The organism is Streptomyces sp. Ru73 (assembly GCF_002920575.1).
Taxonomy (GTDB): domain Bacteria; phylum Actinomycetota; class Actinomycetes; order Streptomycetales; family Streptomycetaceae; genus Streptomyces.
On sequence record NZ_PQSQ01000006.1, the window covers coordinates 94,654 to 111,929 of the forward strand.

Genomic DNA, 17,276 nt, shown 5'->3' on the forward strand with positions numbered 1-17,276 from the left:
AATGACGAACACAGTCGGCGCGCGGCGGAGGGTGGGTGAGCGGCATGGGGCGACTGGTCCCAGCGGTGACCCGGGCACTGGACATACTCGAACTGTTCCTGGAGGCGGACGGCCCGCAGTCGGCCCCCGACGTGGTGCGCAAGCTGCAACTGCCGCGCACCACCGTGCACGAGCTGCTCACCACCCTGGCCGCGCGCTCCTACCTGGTGCCCGTCCCCGACCAGCCGGGCCGCTACCGCCTCGGCGTCCGCGCGTACCAGCTCGGCAGCCGGTACGCCGAACAGCTCGACCTCGCGGCCGAGGGGCAGCGGGTCGCCCGCGAGGTGGCCGCCACCTGCGACGAGACGGTGCACGTCGCCATCCTGGAGGGCGCCGACGTCATCTACATCGCGAAGGTGGACTCCACGCACGCCGTCCGCATGGTCTCGGCGGCGGGCCGCCGGCTGCCCGCGCACTGCACCGCGGTCGGCAAGATGCTCCTCGCCTCGCTCCCCGAAGCGGAGCTGGAAGCGCGCCTCGCCGACCACGAACTCGTGGCCCTGACCCCCGGCAGCATCACGGACCCCGAGGCGCTGCGCACCGAGCTGGCCGCCGTCCGCGAGCGCGGCACCGCCACCGAACACCGCGAGTCCAACCCGGACGTCTCCTGCGTGGCGGCCCCGGTCCGCGACAGCACCGGCCGCGTCGTCGCCGCGCTCTCCATCTCCGTCCCGATGATCCGCTGGACCGACTCCACCGAGTCCGAACTGGCCGAACTGGCCACGAAGGGCGCCAGGGACCTGTCTACGAGCCTGGGGCACAGGGGGACTTGGCGCTGAGCGCCGCCGGGCACCCGGCCCGCGCGTGACGATGCGTCAGCCCGGGCCGGCCACTCTCGGTGCCGCCCTCGGCGCACCCCGCCGGGCTCTCCGCCGGACGCATCGCTGTACGCACCGCCGTACGCCGCGCGACCGCCCAGACCGCGAGTGCGCAGGCGGCGAAGGCCGCGCCGAGGACACTGGAGCCGGTCCAGCCGGCCCTGGCGAAGACGGTCGTCGTGGCGGTCGCGCCGAGCGCGGAACCGAGCGAGTAGAAGAGCATGTAGCCGCCCACGACGCTGCTGGTGCGGTCCGGATGGGCCGTGGTGAGCAGGTGCTGATTGCTCACGTGCACGGCCTGCACGGCGAAGTCGAGGACGACCACGCCGATCACGACGAGCCACAGCGACCAGGACACCTGTCCGACGGCCGCCCAGGACACGGCGAGGAGGGCGAGCGCCCCGCCGGTGACGGCGCTCGCGGACCCGGCATCGGCCCACCGCCCCGCGCGGGCGGCGCCGAGCGCGCCGGCCAGCCCCGCCAGCCCGAACAGGCCGATCTGCGCGGTGCTCAGCCGCCACGGAGCAGCCGCGAGCGGCAGCGCCAGCCCGCTCCACAGCGTGCCGAACGAGGCGAACAGGAAGAACGCGATCAGCCCCCGCGAGACGAACAGGGGCTCGCGGAACAGCCCGCCCAGCGACGTCAGCACCTCTCGGTACGTGGCACGGCCGGTGCGGGTGTCGGGCGGCAGCATCCGCAGGACGAGGCACGCCAGCACCACCAGGAGCACCGCGAGTGCGACGTACGCGCTGCGCCAGCCCCAGAGCGCGGCCAGGCCGCCGACCGCGGCGCGTGCGCCGAGGATGCCGAGGACGACGCCGGACGTCACGACCCCGAGATTGCGGCCGCGCTCCTCGGGCGTGGACAGGGCGGCGGCGTAGGCGACCGTCGTCTGGACGGCGACCGCGAACAGACCCGCCAGGGCCAGCCCGGCGAGCAGCACCCAGGTACGGGTGGCCGTCGCGGCCAGTGCCGCGCCCACCGCGGTCAGCGCCAGGTGCCCGGCGATGAGCCGGCGCCGGTCGACGAGGTCGCCCAGCGGGACGAGCAGGGCCAGCCCCGCCAGATAGCCGAGCTGCCCGGCCGAGACGACCCACCCCAGCCGGGCCTCCGGCACTCCCAGGTCGTGTCCGATCTGCGCGAGGACGGGCTGCGCGGCGTAGACGCTCGCGACGGCGACCGCGCAGACAGCGGCGAACAGTGCCTTCCGGCCGATGGTCAGGCCCATCCGCCTCACCCTCCCCGATCAGTGGTGCGACTCAGTGGTGCAGGTCGGTGCGCTGCGATCAGTAGCAAATCGCAACTGATCGGAGGTTACGGCAGAATGGTTTCGATCAGCAACTCTTTGGAGGTGTGATGACCCGGGACGCACCCCGCGCCGACGACGTGACCTGGACCGATCCGGACTGTCCCGTGGCGCGCACGCTCGATCTGGTCGGCGACCGCTGGACCCTGCTGATCGTCCGCGACGCCATGGACGGGGCGCGGGCGTTCACCGACTTCCAGCAGCGCACCGGCATCGCGCGCAACATCCTCACCGACAGGCTGCGCCGCCTGGTCGAGCGAGGCGTCCTCGACCGGAGGACCGCGCCCTCCGGCAAGCGGCAGCTCTACACGCTCACCCCGGCCGGACGCGACCTGTTCACCGTCATCGTCGCCCTGCGGCAGTGGGGTGAACGCCACGCCTTCGCCCCCGGCGAGCCGCACTCCGTCCTCGTCGACGACCACGGCGCCCCGCTCCCGCAGCTCCGCCCGGTCGGCTCGCACGGCGACCTCGTCGACGCCGAAACAACCTCCGTACGCAAGAACGACTGAGGCGGCGGGCGCCCGTGGGGGATGCGCCCCGGGCGGGCTTCTCTACGGCCGGGCGTACGGCCGGGTCAGGATTTCCATGTTGTGGCCGCTCGGGTCCGCGAAGTACGCGCCCCGGCCGCCGAACAGGTCGTTGGTCCGGCCGGGTTCGGTGTGGCGCGGGTCGGCGTAGTAGGTGACGCCCACCGCTTCCAGGCGGGCGATCATGACGTCGAACTGCTCGTCCGGCACGAGGAACGCGTAGTGCTGGGACTGGATCGGCTCGTCACGCTTCTCGTAGTAGTCGAGCGTCACGCCGTTGCCGAGGTCGACGGGGAGGAAGGGGCCCAGCGGGGCGCCGACCTCCAGGCCGAGGATCGTGGCGAGGAATTCGGCCGAGAGCCGGCGGTCCCGGGCGTAGATGGCGGTGTGGTTCAACTGGACGGCATTGTGCGCGTGCTGCTGTGCGTGCGGCATGAGTGGTGTCTCCGTGTTTCCGGGTCTTGGGTCGCTGAGAGGGGCGCCGAGAGGGGCGCTGTCGCGGAAGACTCGGAAGGAGGGGCGGGGCTCTTGCCCGCCTCGCGCTCACGCCGAGGCCGGGAGCCTCACTCGTGCATGGCCCATGGCCGACCCGGCAGTCACATGAGTGACCTTAGTGATCGGCCCGGGCCATGGCAACGGACTTATCGCCTGCCTTACTTGAGGCCGTGTTTGCGGGAGACGAGCGACTCGGCCTGGCGGCGGGAGAGCAGGCGGCGCAGGGTGAAGACGAGCGGGGCGTTGCTGCCCACGGCGTAGAGCGGTTTGGGTCGGGGCGTCTCGATGGCCTTGAGGACGGTCCTGGCCACGGTCTCGGCGCTGATGCCGGAGGCCTCGTTGCGGTCGAGGCGGGCGGAGACCGTGCGGAACGCGGCGGTGTACGGGGAGCCGTCCGCCAGGTAGCGGGTGCGGCGCTCACTGATGCCCGTGTTGATGGATCCGGGCTCGACGGTGGTCAACCACACACCGTACGGGGAGAGTTCGCGGCGGGCCGCCGTCGCGAACGCCTTGATGGCCGCCTTGGAGGCCACGTACGAGGAGCGGAAGGCGAGCGGGAAGCTGGCCAGCATGGAGCCGACCATGACGACCCGGCCCCGGCGGCGGGCCCGCATGCCCGGCAGCAGCAGCTGGGTCAGCCGTACCGCGCCGAAGACGTTGAGCCGGAAGAGGCGTTCCAGCGCGTCCATCGGGAGTTCTTCGAGCGGCGCGAGCTGGCTCTCGCCCGCGTTGTTGACCAGCACGTCCACCGCGCCCGCCGCCGCGGCGCACGCCTCGATGCTCGCCGGGTCGGTGAGGTCCAGGGCCAGGTACTCGGCGCCGGGCAGCCGGTCGGCCTCGGGGATCTTCTCGGGGCTGCGGCTGGTGGCGATCACGTGGTAGCCGCGGGCCAGCAGTGCCTGGCAGACGGCCCGGCCGATCCCGGAGGACGCGCCGGTGACCAGCGCCGTACGCCGCTCCCCGCCGTGCGGGCTGCCGCTCGTCATGCCAGCCCCTTCGCCAGTGCCCGGCCCGCCGCGCGGCCGGAGAAGATGCAGCCGCCGAGGAACGTGCCCTCCAGCGCGTTGTAACCGTGCACCCCGCCGCCGCCGAACCCGGCCACCTCGCCCGCCGCGTACAGCCCCTCGAAGGGCGTGCCGTCGGGCCGTACGACCTGCGAGTCCAGCGTGGTCTCCAGGCCGCCGAGGGTCTTGCGGGTGAGCAGGTTCAGCCGTACGGCGATGAGCGGGCCGTGCGCCGGGTCCAGCAGCCGGTGCGGCTTCGCCACCCGCACGATCCTGTCCGCCATGTAGGCGCGGGCGTTCCGTACCGCCATCAGCTGCATGTCCTTGGAGTACGCCAGGTCCACCTCGCGGTCGCGGGCCACCACCTCCCGGCGCACCTGGTCGTAGTCCAGCTCCGGGGCGCTGCCCAGCGCGTTCATGCCGGAGACGAGGTCGCGGAGGTTGTCGCGGACGACGAAGTCGGCGCCGTGCTCCATGAACGCGGCGACCGGGCCGGTCGGACCCTTCTTGGTCCGGCCCAGCGTCATCTTGAGGTCCTTGGCGGTGAAGTCGGGGTTCTGCTCGGATCCGGAGAGCGCGAACTCCTTCTCGATGATGGACTGCGTCAGGATGAACCAGCTGTGGTCATGGCCGCCGGCCCGGATGTGCCGCAGGGTGGCGAGCGTGTCGAAGCCGGGGAAGAGCGGCGGGGGCAGCCGCTTGCCGGTGGCGTCCAGCCAGAGGGAGGACGGGCCGGGGATGATGCGGATCGCGTGGTCGGGCCAGATCGGGTCCCAGTTCTGGATGCCCTCGACGTAGTGCCACATGCGGTCGCGGTTGACGATGCTGCCGCCCGCGCTCTCGGTGATCTCCAGCATCCGCCCGTCGACGTGCGCGGGCACCCCGCAGATCATCCGCTCCGGGGCCGGGCCCAGCCGGTCCACCGGCCAGTTCTTGCGCACCAGGTCCTGGTTGCCGCCGATGCCGCCCGAGGTCACGACGACGGCCTGGGCGCGGAGTTCGAAGGAACCGGCCGGCGTCCGCGAGGACTTCACGCCGCGCGCCGCGCCCGACGGCTCCAGCACCGTGCCCCGGACGCCGACCGCGGCGCCGTTCTCCACGATCAGCTCGTCCACCTGGTGGCGGTGCTTGAACGTCACGAGGCCCCGGTGCTCCGCAGCGAGCACCGGCTCGCGGAAGACCCGTACCACCTCGGGCCCGGTGCCCCAGGTGAGGTGGAAGCGCGGTACCGAGTTGCCGTGCCCGGAGGCGAGCCCCGACCCGCGCTCGGCCCAGCCGACGTTCGGCATCAGCCGCAGCCCCAGCTCGTGCAGGTAGGCCCGCTTCTCCCCGGCGGCGAACTGCACGTACGCCTGTGCCCACTGGCGCGGCCAGTGGTCCTCCCGCTCGCGGTCGAACCCGGCGGAACCCAGCCAGTCCTGCATCGCCAGCTCGTAGGAGTCCTTGATGCCCATCCGGCGCTGCTCGGGGCTGTCCACCAGGAACAGCCCGCCGAGCGACCAGAACGCCTGGCCGCCCAGGTTGGCCGCGCTCTCCTGGTCCACGAGCAGCACCTTGCGCCCGGCCCTGGCCAGTTCGTACGTCGCCACGAGACCGGCCAGGCCGGCGCCGACGACGATCACATCGGCCTGTTCGCGCTCACTCATGGGGAGCCCCTTCGCTCTGGGTGCGGTCAGCGGTGCGGTCGGGGGTGCTGTAGGCCTCCACCACGTGCCGGAACAGCTCGTGGCGGCGCCGTCGTACGGCCTCGTCGTCCGGCTCCACCAGGCACTGCACGGTGGTGCCGTCGTGCACGGCGACCAGCGCGTGGCCCAGCCCCGTACGGTCGGTGACCCGCCGCCCGCCGCGGGCCAGCGCGGCCTCGACGATCGGCAGCAGGGTGTCGTGGATGGCCTGTTCGCGCGCTGCCATCACCCGGCGCAGCGACGGATTGCGCAGCGCGTGCGCCGTGAACTCGGCCGTCACGCGGTACCACGCGTCATCGACCGGTACGGCGTCGAGCACGGCGGTCAGCGCCTCGTCGGGGGAGACCGTCTCCAGCGTGCCCAGCCGGTCCAGGGCCTCCCGCAGATCGGCCAGCATCGCCGCCGACCGCTGCTCCCACATGGCGAGGAAGAGCTCGTCGAGCGAGGTGAAGTTGGAGTAGAACGCGCCCCGGGTGTACCCGGCCCGCTCGCACACCTGGTCCACCGTTGACCGCCCGAAGCCCTCCTCGGCGAAGACCGCCAGCGCGGCGTCGAGCAGCCGCTGCCGGGTCTGGGCCCGGCGCCGGGTGACGCGCTTGGGCCCCGTGGGCCCGGAGGCGCCGGTAGGTGCCGCTGTCCGCTGAGCTGTCATGGGCTGGTCCCGCCGTCGGCCGCCGTTCGATACGTGAATGTATTCGATGCGTTCGTGTATCGACAAGGGGTCCGACGCGGGCAGCAGCAAGGGCGGGCGGGGACGTACGACGCCCTCCGCCCGCCCCTTCAGAGCCGCCGCAGGTCAGACGCCCGGCGGCAGGTGCGACGGCCGCCCGCGGCCGCGGGTCACCGCGTACCCGCCGATGCCCGCGAGCGCGGCGAGCACCGCACCGGCCGCGGTCCACAGCCAGCGCGCCGACCACCAGCCGGACGACCAGCCGCCGTCCGGCTCGGGCCGCGCGGCCGACCCCTGCACCAGCGGCGCGGCTAGCGAACCGTCCACGTCCTGCGCGCTGCCCGCGTCCGTGGTGGTCGCGGTCACCGCGGCCTTCACCGGCAGCCCGGTGTCGGCCGATGCGGTGCGCACGGCGGTGAGGCGGACGTAGTACGCGCCGGGCAGCGGGTCGTTCGCCCACGGCTCGGCGTTGGCGCGGACCGTGCGCAGCGTGCAGGACAGCTCGACGGTGGCGGCGTCGGCCGCTGCCGTCCTGGTCTGCGTGCCGTACCGGCAGGGCTGGCGGCGGCGCAGCCCGTCGTAGACGTCCAGCTGCCAGGTGGCGTCGCCGTGCCGGGCGTCGGCGCCGGGCAGGTCGACGGTCGCGCGCACCGTGGCGCCCTCGCCGGCGTCGGCCGGGAACTGCCAGTAGAGGTAGTCGCCGGTGGAGGCCGAGGCGGTGGCCTGCTGGCCCGGCCGGATCACGGTGGCGGTACGGAAGGAGGTGCCGGCCTCGGTGGGCGGCGGCGCGTCCTCGGGATCGGCGGACGCGCTCGCGGAGGCGGACGCGCCGGCGGAGGGGGTGGGGTCCTCGGCGGCCGCCACGGGCACGGCCGCGGCGGGCCCGGCGAGCGCGAGGTCACCCGCCACGGCCGTCCCGAGGAGGGCGGCACCGGCGAGCAGAGCGGCGGACAGGCGCCGCCGTACGGACACTGCGGCAGACATCAGCTGGTCCTCCAGACGGTGACGCGCCAGCGCGAGATCCAGCCCCACACCAGTCCGGCGAGCAGGCCGATGAGCGTGACGGCGATGAGGAACCACCAGCCGTGGCCGAGGCCCAGGAACGCGGCGTCGGACGCGGCGTGCGGCCCGTCCACCACGTCGACGGACAGCTCGACCGGCAGGCCCGGCGTGGTCTTGACCGAGGCGGGCGCGGAGAAGGCGTTGCTGACACGCAGGCAGACGGTCTCGGGGACCGGCTCGCCGTCCGCGTCCTCCGCCGCGCTGCCGTCGTCGGCCTTCGGGTAGCGCAGGCCGGTGGAGAGGACGTCCGTACGCCCGTCACCGGTGGCCTCACCGCGTACGATCTCCCGGCCGCGCAGCGTCGACGCGCGCAGCTGGACCCCGTAGTCGTCGTTGACGGCGCGGTCGGCCGCGACGCTCACCGAGGCGCGCAGCTCCTGGCCGGGGCGCACGTCCACCTTGTAGAAGCGGTGCTCGCCGAACTCCTCGCGGTCGGTGTAGAGCCCCGGTTCGAGCTGCGGGGCGCCCTCGCAGCTGTCCGTGCCCTTCGCCGGTTCGGGGGTGAGGGACGGCTCGACCGTGCGGTGCACCAGCTGCTTGACGCGGCCGGACAGCTCGTCCTTGTGCTGCACCGAGGTGTACGTGCCGCCGGTGGCCTCGGCGATGCAGCTCAGCTGGGTACGCGTCTTGGCGTCCGGCACCAGGCCGAGCGTGTCGATGGTCAGGTGGATGCCCTTGGCGGCCAGTTCACGCGCCACCTCGCACGGGTCGAGCGGCTGGCAGGTGTCCTCGCCGTCGCTGATCAGCACGATGCGGCGGGCGCCGTCGCCGCCCTCCAGGTCGTCGGCGGCCTTCAGCAGGGCCGGGCCGATCGGGGTCCAGCCGGTCGGCGTGAGCGTGGCGACCGCGGTCTTGGCGTCGGTGCGGTCCACCGGCCCCACCGGGTACAGCGCGCGGGTGTCCTTGCAGCCCACCTTGCGGTCGTCACCGCGGTACTCGGCACCGAGCGTGCGGATGCCGAGCTGCACCTCCTGGGGCACCGCGTCCAGTACCTCGTTGAACGCCTGCTTCGCCGCCGACATCCGGGACTGCCCGTCGATGTCGCGGGCCCGCATCGAGCCGCTGACGTCGAGCACCAGGTCGACCTTTGGCGCGTCCTTGGCCGATCCCGTGGTGGCCGGTTCTCCGGCCGCGGCGGTCGCCGGTGCGAACCCGCCCGTCAAACTGACCAGCAGGCCGCAGAGCGCGGCCGCCAGTCGCCTTCTTATGATCATCGCCGGATCATATGGAAACCGGGGCCAACTGCCCAACTCGTGGCATGGCGCGCTTACTGAGGCGGCCTCAGGGTGACGAGGAAGCGCTTCGCCGGGCCGGTGTTGCCCGCCGCGTCCACCGACCGGTACTCGACGGTGTGCGTCCCGTAGTCCGGTGTCGCGTCGTCCCACGGCACGGCCCGTGGCCTGCCGAGCTTTCCGTAGACCAGGCCGTCGATGACGGTGCCGCCGGGCGAGAAGCGGAACGGCGCTCCGGCGTCCGTCGGCCACCCGAAGTACGTGAACCAGCCGTCCCCGTCGACCCGGAACTGCGTCACCACGTAGCCGTCACGGTCATCCTTTCCGGTGAGTTTCATCGTGAAGGGGCCGTCGTACACGTACTCCACCGGGCGGCCGGGGCGGTGCACGGTGCGCAGCGGCTCGGAGAGGTTGTACGCGACGGCGGCCGGGGTGGCGTCGACGGTCCAGGCCAGCCGGGTGGCGGGGGAGGGGCCGGTGCCGGCGACGCGGGCGGTCACCGTGTGGCTGCCGGGCCGCAGCCGGAGCGCCCGCAGGTCCAGGTCGCGGTCGTTGCCGGGGTTCGCCACGGGACGGCCGTCCACCGCCCAGGAGACCCGCGGCACGCCGCGTACGGGGTGGGTGGTGTCGGCGTACACGACGGACGAAGCGCCCACGGGGGCACCGGTCGCGGTGTGACCGGCGAACTCGGCGGCCACGGGCGCCGGGGCGGTCGTCACCGACGGGTCGACGGTCCAGGTCACCGTGCGGGTCAGCGCGGCCGAGCCGCGGAGCGCCGGGTCGCGCACGAAGGGCGTCGGGTCGGTGACGGTGGCCGTCAGGCGGTGCGGCTTCGTGCCGTGTCCGGCGTACCGGCGCAGATCGAGGGAGCGCAGCCCGTCCGTGCCGGGCAGCGGCCTGCCGTCCAGCCGCCAGGAGACGTCGAGTTCACCGCCCGTGGGGTGCAGCGTGTCGACCCACACGGTGCGGTCGGCGCCGAGCGGCGCGTCGTTCGGCGTGTGGTCCTGCACCAGGTTCACCTTGGCGGCGATGGCGTGCGTCATCACCTCCCGCTCGACCTGGTCGAAGGGGTAGCCGAGGGTCTTCATCATCGAATGCGCGCTGGGCCGCCAGACGCCCTTGGTGCTGTACATGCCGCCCTCGTAACGGCCGATCCGGCCGCCGGACGCGCTCTCCTCGCCCAGCCAGCGCCACCACTTCGCGCGCCGCTCCCGCATCTGCCGCTCGGTGAGCAGCGTGTGGTGCGCCGAGGCCGGCTCGCCGTCCGCGTACCGGCCGCCGGGTACGCCCCGCTGGTAGTAGTCGTACTCGTCCTGGAGCCTGCCGAGCGAGTGGCCGATCTCGTGCGGGGTGATCAGCGAGGAGAGCGAGTTGCCGCCGGAGGCGGTGGCGTACGTGCCGCCCGCGCCGCCGTACGTGCCGCTGTGCGCGAGCCCCACGATCTGCCGGTTGGCGGCCGTGGCGCCGGGCACCCGGTCGGCCGCCGCCTTGGCCTTGGTGTCGTCCATCGTGAGCAGCCGCTGCACGGACTCCGCGTCGCAACCGCCCCAGAAGCCCATGTCCAGCGCGGTGTCCCGGCGCGGCGCGTCGAGGTCGGGATCGCAGTCGACACCGGAGTCGGCGGACGGCGTCTCCACCGCCCACACATTGATGTACGAGCGGTACGAGGCGAACGGCTCCGTGCTCCACAGCACGTTGAGGTGCTTCTCGACGTCGGCGCGGAATTCGCCCATCTCCGACGCGGTGTAGCCGTCGCCGAGGAAGACCAGGTTGAAACGCTTCTCCGCGGGGCCCGTCGACTGTACGGGCACCACTGTCGCGGACTCGGCGAGCGCGTTCCCCTGCTGTCCCTCCGCACCCGCGGCGGGCGCCGCGCCCAGCCCGGCCGCAGCCCACAGCAGCCCGGCCGCCACCAGCCCGGCGGCGGCCCGCGCCCTGCCTCCAGCCCTCGTCCTCATGACGACGCCTCCCGAACGGTGTGGCGGGCGCGGCACGCCACCCGCGTACTGGCTCCGTACGGTGGCGGAGCGTACGGGGTGGCCAACGTGCCGTAAAGACGGCCGAGTTGCTCATGTGGCAGTGGCTGATGCCGCCCGTGCCGTTTCCCGGTGCGCCGAAGGGCGGGCGCAGACGTGGCCTCAGCCCGCCCGGAGCAGCGGGCCGTGGCCGGTCTCCGCCGACGGGACGACGGCAGCGAGGGCCTCGGGCAGCGAGGTGACGCCGTCCGACGCGAGGAAGTGGCCCGCACCGGGCACCACCTCGGTGGACACCCCTAGCAGCCGCGCGAGGCGGTCGGTGTGGCCGGTCGGCACATACGGGTCGGCGTCCGACCGGAGGACCGTGAGCCGGCCGATACGGCCGCCGAGCCCCACCACGTCACAGCCGTCCCCGATGTAGGAGTCCAGCTCCGGGAGCGCGGGCAGCCGGTCGACGAACCCGGAGACCAGCACGAGGGTGCCGAGCCGCCACGGGCCCGGCAGCGCACGCAGGTGGCGCAGCACGGTCAGGCACCCCAGGCTGTGCGCCACGACCACGGAGCCCGCGTCGGGGATGCCCACGTCGGCGCGTACGGCCGCCTCCCAGCGCGCGGGGTCCGGGGTCTGCGGGTCGGGGAGGGCCGGGACGGTCGTCGGGATGCCGTGCGCTTGGAGCTGCGCGGCGAGCCGGCCGAACCAGTGGTCTTCGGGGGAGGCGCCGTACCCGTGGATGATCGAGGCGCGCCGCTGAGTTGTTCCAGAGGTCATGCCGCAGGACGGTAGGGCTTCACGTCAGCGTGAAGGTCAAGCCGGGCCGATGAAGCCGGAGGGGAAACGAAGGTGCTGATCAGCGAGCTGGCCGAGAAGGCCGGGGTGAGCGCGCGTGCGCTGCGGCACTACGAGGAGCGCGGGCTGCTGGTCCCGGCCCGCAACGGCAGCGGATACCGGGAGTACGCCGAGTCCGACGTCACGCGGGTCGCGCAGATCAGGGCGATGCTCGCCGCGGGCCTGTCCACCTCGGTCATCCGGCGCTACCTCGACTGCGCGCGCACCGGCGAGCACGGTGTCCACCTGGAGATGTGCCCGGACCTGCGCGCTGAGCTGGATGCCCTGGCCGCGCGCCTCGACGCCGCCCAGGCCGAACTCCGCGCGAAGCGACGGCGGCTGAGCGCGCTCGCGGCGGTGGGCGCGGACGAGCCGACGGCGGCGCGCCCGACCGCCTAGCCGCGCGTACCGGCCGGGCTGTCCTCGCCACGCCCGGCCGGCGGCCGCGGCTGGGGTTCCGTGCCCGGCTCCGGTTCCGGCAGGGCCGGTGTCTCGATGCGCCAGGCGATGCGCTGCTTGTCCTGGACGACGCGCCGGTACACGTACAGCACGACCGACAGCAGCAGGATGCCGATGGCGATGAGCGTGTCCTTCGGACCGCCCTGCCCGGCGAGTGACGGGTGCGTCACGCCGGCGGCGACCACCACCACGTCGATGACCAGCACCACCCAGGCGACCGGTGTCCAGGCGCGGCCGCGGCGGATCGGGCGCGGCCAGTCCGGCCGGTCCTTGCGCAGCAGCAGGAAGGCGGAGACGGCCAGCACGACCGCCACCAGATAGCCGAAGTTGCTGGCGATCAGGATGCTCAGCGGCTCCCCGAGGAGCAGCAGGATCGCGCTGTTCAGTACGGCGTCGAGGGTGAGCGCGCGGCCCGGCACGCCCCAGCGGTTCAGCTGGTCCAGCTGCCGGACGGTCATCTTCTCGCGGGCCAGCCCGTACAGCGCCCGGCCGCCGTCCGCGGTGGTCGAGACCATGCCGAGGAACATCGAGGCGACGAGGATGAGCACGCCCAGCGAGGAGAAGCCGCCGAGCGCCTGCTCGAAGGCGAGCGCGAACGCGCCGACCGGGTCCTCGCGGATGGCGTCCTCGCCGACCGAGCCGACCATCGCGAGCGGCACGACGAAGAAGAGGACGAGGGAGAGGACGGAGGTGGCGCGCAGCGCCTTGGCGGTGTCGCGCACGGTGTCCTTGTACTCGGGCGCGAACGAGGCGCAGATCTCCGTGCCGTACGTGGTCCAGGCGGTGACGTAGAACCACACGAGCAGCGTCAGCCAGCTGCCGCCGTGGTACCAGGTGAGGTTCGCCGCGTGCCAGGAGTGGCCGTTGAGGAAGGGCGCGGCGACGACCACGACGAGGCCGCAGAAGACGATGCCGCTGGTGATCTTCGAGGCGCGTGCGGTGAGCCGCGCACCGAAGTAGTTGCAGGCCCAGGCGGCGAAGACGGCGGCCACGCCGATCAGTTCGGCCGCGCCGACGGCGTGGCCGCCCGGCAGGGTGACCTCGGGAGTGCGGGGCAGCCACTGGGCGGTGACGAGCTTGCCGATCGCCGCCGCGTTGACCGCGATGCTGAACGACCAGCCGATCCAGTAGCCGTACGCGGCGACGGCGCCGAGCGGCGCGAAGTACCGCTTCCAGCCCTCGGCCGCGTACCGGCTGACGCCGCCGGACTTGCCGGGGAACATCGCGGCGGTCTCCGCGAACAGCATGTTCTGCAGCAGGCCGATCAGGGCGCCGCCGATCCAGAGGGCGATGGCCGTCCACGCGCCGATCGCGCCGATGCCGTACCCCACGGTCAGCAGGAGGCCGTTGGGGATCACCAGGGCGATCGCGAAACCGTCGCGCCAGGTGAGGGACTTGCGCAGGTGTGCCATGGTCTGCCGCCCGTCTCTCGGAGGAACCGGACCGGATGGATGTCCGTCGTGCAGCCGTGCCAAAAATGTGTCCGCGGTCACAATAATTGGGTATTATTGGAAGGCAAGAGGCTGGACGGAAAAGATGGTTGAGGGGTGGGCGTCATGACCGGGAGCGAAGTGCCGGAGCGGACCGGGGCGGTGCCGGCGGGGGCGGACGTCCAGCGCGAGCGGATACTGCGCGCGGCCGCCCTCGCCCTCGCCGAGCACGGCTTCGACGCCGCCCGGCTGCGCGACGTGGCCAACTCCGCAGGCGTCTCCATAGGGTCGATACAGCACCACTTCGAGACCCGCGATCTGCTCTTCCGGCACGCCTTCGAGTGGTCGATACGGGAGCTGACCGGCCGCTGGCGGTGCGCGGCTGTCGGCGAGCTGGGCCCCTGGCGCCGCTTCGAACTGCTGGTGCGGGAGCTGACCGGCGATCCCGACCTGACCCGGCGCTGTGCGACCTGGACGGAGTTCTGCGCGAGCGCCGCCCGGCGCGAGGAGCTGCGGGACGGGATACGGCGGGTGCACGACGAGTGGCGGGCCCTGGTCTCCGGCATCCTCGCCGACGGCGTGGCCTCCGGCGAGTTCGCGCCCGTCATGTCCCGGGAGGCGGCGGTCGGCGCGGTGATGGCCGTCGTCGACGGGTGCGACATGGCGGTCGCGGCGGACGGCGGCATGACGGCCGAGCGGTATGCGGAAGTGCTCCTCGGCACGGGCAGGGCGGTGTTCGGGGTGCGGGACGGGGTCTGAGAAGGCACGGCGCGGTGCGGGGGAGAGGGAGGGGTTTCCGATGAGCGGTCAGCACTTTCCGCAGCTGTTCCGGCCGTTGCGGATCGGGTCCGTGACGCTGAAGAACCGCATCGTGTCCTCGGGCCACGACACGGTGCTGGTCAGGGACGGGCGGGTGACCGACGACCTCGTGGCGTACCACGAGGCGCGCGCCGCGGGCGGCGTCGGTCTGATCGTCGTCCAGGTCGCGGGGGTGCACGAGTCGGCGCGGTACACCAGCCACGTCCTCATGGCGACCGGGGACGACTGCGTCCCGGGGTACCGCCGGCTCGCGGACGCGGTGCACCGGCACGGCGCGCGCACCGTCGGCCAGATCTTCCACCCGGGGCGGGAGATCATGGAGTCGCAGGACGGCTCGGCGCCGGTCGCCTGGGCGCCGTCGGCCACGCCCAGCGAGCGGTTCCACGTCATGCCGCGGGCCATGACGGCCGCGGAGATCGACGAGGTGGTGGCGGGGTACGGCGCCGCGGCGCGCCGGCTGCGGGAAGCGGGCTTGGACGGCGTGGAGATCGTGGCCAGCCACGGCTACCTCCCGGCCCAGTTCCTGAACCCCCTGGTGAACCGCCGCACCGACGACTACGGCGGCAGCGACGAGAAGCGGCTGCGCTTCCTGCGCGAGACCATCGCGTCCGTACGCGAGGCGGCGGGGCGGGAGTTCACGGTCGGAGTGCGGCTCTCCGGGGACGAGCTGAGCCATGACGGCCTGTCGTCCGCGCTGGTCGTGGACGTGGCGAAGCGGCTGGCCGAGGACGGCCTGCTGGACTATCTGAGCGTGTGCGCCGGCAGCTCCGCCACGCTGTCCGGCGCGCTGCACATCGCGCCCCCGATGTCCCAGCCCGCCGGGTACACGGCACCGCTGGCCGCCAAGGTGCGGGCGGTGGTGGACATCCCGGTCATGGTCGCGGGGCGGATCAACCAGCCGCAGGAGGCCGAGCGGATCATCGAGGAGGGGCAGGCCGACGCCTGTGCGATGACCCGGGCGCTGATCTGCGACCCCGAGATGCCGGCGAAGGCGGGCACCGGGCGCGCGGCGGACATCCGCGCCTGCATCGGCTGCAACCAGGCGTGCATCGGCCACTTCCAGCGGGGATACCCGATCTCCTGCATCCAGCACCCGGAGACCGGCCGCGAGCGGCAGTTCGGAGTACTGCCGACGATCACGCGCCGGAAGCGGGTGCTGATCGCGGGCGGCGGGCCCGCCGGGCTGAAGGCGGCGGCGGTCGCGGCGGCCCGTGGACACGACGTGACGCTGCACGAGGCGGCGCGCCGGACCGGAGGCCAGGTGATGCTGGCCGAACGGCTGCCGGGACGCGCGGAGTTCGGCGGCGCGGTCACCAATCTGGAGCGGGAGGCACGGCAGGCCGGGGCCCGCATCGTCACCGGGTCACGGGTCGACGGCGACCTGCTGCGGGCCGAGCGGCCGGACGCGGTGATCGTGGCGACCGGTGCACGGCCCCGCAGGCCGGAGCTGGAGCTGATGGACGACCCCGTCGTGCTGGACGCGTGGGACGTCATCCGGGGTGCCGAGGTGCCGAAGGGCCGGGTGGTGGTGGCCGACTGGCGCGGCGACTGGATCGGGCTGGGCGTGGCCGTCCGGCTGGCCGGGCAGGGCCGCAAGGTCACGCTGTGCGTCACCGGCTTCGGCGCGGGCGAGCACCTGCAGCAGTACGTACGCGGTGCGATGCTCGGCGAGGCGGTGCGGGCCAAGGTGGCCGTGGTGCCGAACGTCCGGCTGTACGGCGCGGACAGCGACACGGTGTACCTCCAGCACACCCTGACCGAGGAGCCGGTGCTGCTGGAAGGGGTGGCGTCCGTGGTCCTCGCGCAGGGGCACGAGCCCGCGCCCGGCGTCGAGGTACCCGCGGAACTGCCGCCGGGCAGCCTCATATCCATCGGCGACTGCGTCGCGCCGAGGACGGTCGAGGAGGCGGTACTGGAGGGCCTGCGGGTGGCGGCGGAGCTGTAGCGCCGGTGCCGGCCGCGGCTGGTGCGGGGGCGCCCCGGCGTCCGGCGGTCCCGCCGCGCGGGTTGCCCGCGCAGTTCCCCGCGCCCCCGAAGGGGCACCGCGGCGACCTGTCCGGATGCGCCCTACCCCTCCTCCACAGCGGCTGTCAGCAAGGGGCGGGCCGCGGGCTCGACGTGCTCTGCGTAGTAGGCGTGCAGGGCCTGGCGGGCCAGCCGGGCGGCGTGCGGCGCGTCGCCGGCGCGGATCGCGGCGAGCACCTGCTCGTGGTGGTCGACGGAGCGGGCCATCCAGGCCGCCGCGTCCGCGGCGTCGGCGATCTTGCGCTCGATGATGTCCACCACGGCGTCGTGGACGGCGCGGGCGCAGAGTCCCAGCAGGGCGTTGCGGCTGGCTTCCGCGACGGCCTGGTGGAAGAGCGCGTCGGCCTCGCTGAACGCCCGCAGCCCGGCCCCCGAGCCGGACAGCTCCCGCATGCGGCCGATCAGTGCGGCCATCCGCTCCAGGTCGTCCTCGGTGCGCAGCCGGGCGGCGAGCCGGTTGCTCTCGGCGTCCAGGACCATCCGGAACTGGATCAGTTCGGCGAGGCTGCATATGTGGGAGCGGGTGAGCCGGCCGAGCGCCTGGCTGAGGTTGTCGGCGGAGACGCCGAGCACCTCGGCGCCGAGCGGGTCGCCGGGCCGGGAGCGGATCAGCCCGGCGGACTGCAGGACGCGCAGGGCCTCGCGGACGGTGGAGCGGCCCACGCCGAACTGGCCGACGAGGTCCCGCTCGCCGGGAAGCCGGGAGCCCGGGGGCAGTTCGCCGCTGAGGATGCGCTCCTCGATCTGCTCGGCCACCCGCTGGTAGGCCCGTACCGGCTCGACGGGTGTGAAGGGAGCGTCGAAGGCGGCCATCGGGACCCCGTTCCGTTTTCCGTACCGATTGCTGCTGGTGGCCTCTTGACCCACGCATGAACGTGCTAGCAGAGTACGGGAAATCAACTGG

General features: G+C 73.3%; 16 protein-coding genes. 5 read left to right on the plus strand and 11 right to left on the minus strand.

Annotation, left to right across the window (positions count from 1 at the left end):
* Positions 1-44: 44 nt before the first annotated feature.
* Positions 45-818, plus strand: coding sequence for an IclR family transcriptional regulator (locus C3486_RS04595; protein WP_103831246.1), 774 nt, complete (start codon positions 45-47; stop codon positions 816-818).
* Here the strand turns inward: C3486_RS04595 and C3486_RS04600 are convergent.
* Positions 784-2,079, minus strand: coding sequence for an MFS transporter (locus C3486_RS04600; protein ID WP_219822191.1), 1,296 nt, complete (start codon positions 2,077-2,079; stop codon positions 784-786). The genes C3486_RS04595 and C3486_RS04600 overlap by 35 nt on opposite strands.
* A 134-nt stretch (positions 2,080-2,213) precedes the next feature.
* Between C3486_RS04600 and C3486_RS04605 the strand changes: the two genes are divergently transcribed.
* Positions 2,214-2,672, plus strand: coding sequence for a helix-turn-helix domain-containing protein (locus C3486_RS04605; RefSeq protein WP_103831248.1), 459 nt, complete (start codon positions 2,214-2,216; stop codon positions 2,670-2,672).
* A 42-nt stretch (positions 2,673-2,714) separates the two neighbouring features.
* On the opposite strand, the gene C3486_RS04610 is transcribed toward C3486_RS04605, so the two are convergent.
* The 8 genes from C3486_RS04610 to C3486_RS04645 all read right to left on the minus strand — a co-directional run bounded on the left by C3486_RS04610 (position 2,715) and on the right by C3486_RS04645 (position 11,582).
* Positions 2,715-3,125 (minus strand): VOC family protein, encoded by a 411-nt coding sequence (locus C3486_RS04610; RefSeq protein ID WP_103831249.1) that lies wholly within the window; start codon positions 3,123-3,125, stop codon positions 2,715-2,717.
* A 218-nt stretch (positions 3,126-3,343) separates the two neighbouring features.
* On the minus strand, positions 3,344-4,171 hold the full coding sequence (locus tag C3486_RS04615; protein WP_103831250.1) for an SDR family oxidoreductase: 828 nt from the start codon (positions 4,169-4,171) through the stop codon (positions 3,344-3,346).
* Positions 4,168-5,835: an FAD-binding dehydrogenase gene (locus tag C3486_RS04620; protein WP_103831251.1), complete on the minus strand. Its 1,668-nt coding sequence runs from the start codon at positions 5,833-5,835 to the stop codon at positions 4,168-4,170. Before C3486_RS04620 ends, C3486_RS04615 begins: the two co-directional genes overlap by 4 nt.
* Positions 5,828-6,526 carry a TetR/AcrR family transcriptional regulator gene (locus C3486_RS04625; protein WP_103831252.1) on the minus strand — a complete coding sequence of 233 codons (699 nt, stop codon included), beginning with the start codon at positions 6,524-6,526 and terminating at the stop codon, positions 5,828-5,830. Before C3486_RS04625 ends, C3486_RS04620 begins: the two co-directional genes overlap by 8 nt.
* A 144-nt stretch (positions 6,527-6,670) precedes the next feature.
* Complete coding sequence (locus tag C3486_RS04630; protein WP_103831302.1) at positions 6,671-7,528, minus strand: hypothetical protein; 858 nt, start codon at positions 7,526-7,528, stop codon at positions 6,671-6,673.
* Entirely contained in the window at positions 7,528-8,820 is a 1,293-nt protein-coding gene (locus C3486_RS04635) for a VWA domain-containing protein (RefSeq protein WP_103831253.1), read from the minus strand. The genes C3486_RS04630 and C3486_RS04635 overlap by 1 nt, the downstream gene beginning before the upstream one ends.
* Before the next feature lie 53 nt (positions 8,821-8,873).
* Positions 8,874-10,796, minus strand: coding sequence for a M64 family metallopeptidase (locus C3486_RS04640; protein WP_103831254.1), 1,923 nt, complete (start codon positions 10,794-10,796; stop codon positions 8,874-8,876).
* A gap of 180 nt (positions 10,797-10,976) precedes the next feature.
* On the minus strand, positions 10,977-11,582 hold the full coding sequence (locus tag C3486_RS04645) for an alpha/beta hydrolase (RefSeq protein WP_103831255.1): 606 nt from the start codon (positions 11,580-11,582) through the stop codon (positions 10,977-10,979).
* Between the two features lie 72 nt (positions 11,583-11,654).
* Here C3486_RS04645 and C3486_RS04650 point away from each other — a divergent pair, with 72 nt between their 5' ends.
* Positions 11,655-12,038 (plus strand): MerR family transcriptional regulator, encoded by a 384-nt coding sequence (locus C3486_RS04650; protein ID WP_103831256.1) that lies wholly within the window; start codon positions 11,655-11,657, stop codon positions 12,036-12,038.
* Here the strand turns inward: C3486_RS04650 and C3486_RS04655 are convergent.
* Positions 12,035-13,510 (minus strand): APC family permease, encoded by a 1,476-nt coding sequence (locus C3486_RS04655; RefSeq protein ID WP_103831257.1) that lies wholly within the window; start codon positions 13,508-13,510, stop codon positions 12,035-12,037. The genes C3486_RS04650 and C3486_RS04655 overlap by 4 nt on opposite strands.
* A 144-nt stretch (positions 13,511-13,654) precedes the next feature.
* On the opposite strand from C3486_RS04655, the gene C3486_RS04660 reads away from it, so the two are divergent.
* On the plus strand, positions 13,655-14,287 hold the full coding sequence (locus C3486_RS04660; protein WP_146074958.1) for a TetR/AcrR family transcriptional regulator: 633 nt from the start codon (positions 13,655-13,657) through the stop codon (positions 14,285-14,287).
* A 40-nt stretch (positions 14,288-14,327) separates the two neighbouring features.
* Positions 14,328-16,292 (plus strand): FAD-dependent oxidoreductase, encoded by a 1,965-nt coding sequence (locus C3486_RS04665; protein WP_103831259.1) that lies wholly within the window; start codon positions 14,328-14,330, stop codon positions 16,290-16,292.
* A gap of 122 nt (positions 16,293-16,414) precedes the next feature.
* Here C3486_RS04665 and C3486_RS04670 read toward each other — a convergent pair whose 3' ends face one another.
* Positions 16,415-17,185, minus strand: coding sequence for a FadR/GntR family transcriptional regulator (locus C3486_RS04670; protein WP_103831260.1), 771 nt, complete (start codon positions 17,183-17,185; stop codon positions 16,415-16,417).
* Positions 17,186-17,276 lie beyond the last annotated feature (91 nt).

Bases quoted from the DNA above. Each gene is read 5' to 3' on its own strand.
- C3486_RS04595 (WP_103831246.1), top strand. From the start codon at position 45: ATGGGGCGACTGGTCCCAGCGGTGACCCGGGCACTGGACATACTCGAA.
- C3486_RS04605 (WP_103831248.1), top strand. From the start codon at position 2,214: ATGACCCGGGACGCACCCCGCGCCGACGACGTGACCTGGACCGATCCG.
- C3486_RS04610 (WP_103831249.1), bottom strand. From the start codon at position 3,125: ATGCCGCACGCACAGCAGCACGCGCACAATGCCGTCCAGTTGAACCAC.
- C3486_RS04615 (WP_103831250.1), bottom strand. From the start codon at position 4,171: ATGACGAGCGGCAGCCCGCACGGCGGGGAGCGGCGTACGGCGCTGGTC.
- C3486_RS04620 (WP_103831251.1), bottom strand. From the start codon at position 5,835: ATGAGTGAGCGCGAACAGGCCGATGTGATCGTCGTCGGCGCCGGCCTG.
- C3486_RS04625 (WP_103831252.1), bottom strand. From the start codon at position 6,526: ATGACAGCTCAGCGGACAGCGGCACCTACCGGCGCCTCCGGGCCCACG.
- C3486_RS04630 (WP_103831302.1), bottom strand. From the start codon at position 7,528: ATGTCTGCCGCAGTGTCCGTACGGCGGCGCCTGTCCGCCGCTCTGCTC.
- C3486_RS04635 (WP_103831253.1), bottom strand. From the start codon at position 8,820: ATGATCATAAGAAGGCGACTGGCGGCCGCGCTCTGCGGCCTGCTGGTC.
- C3486_RS04640 (WP_103831254.1), bottom strand. From the start codon at position 10,796: ATGAGGACGAGGGCTGGAGGCAGGGCGCGGGCCGCCGCCGGGCTGGTG.
- C3486_RS04645 (WP_103831255.1), bottom strand. From the start codon at position 11,582: ATGACCTCTGGAACAACTCAGCGGCGCGCCTCGATCATCCACGGGTAC.
- C3486_RS04655 (WP_103831257.1), bottom strand. From the start codon at position 13,510: ATGGCACACCTGCGCAAGTCCCTCACCTGGCGCGACGGTTTCGCGATC.
- C3486_RS04660 (WP_146074958.1), top strand. From the start codon at position 13,655: ATGACCGGGAGCGAAGTGCCGGAGCGGACCGGGGCGGTGCCGGCGGGG.
- C3486_RS04665 (WP_103831259.1), top strand. From the start codon at position 14,328: ATGAGCGGTCAGCACTTTCCGCAGCTGTTCCGGCCGTTGCGGATCGGG.
- C3486_RS04670 (WP_103831260.1), bottom strand. From the start codon at position 17,185: ATGGCCGCCTTCGACGCTCCCTTCACACCCGTCGAGCCGGTACGGGCC.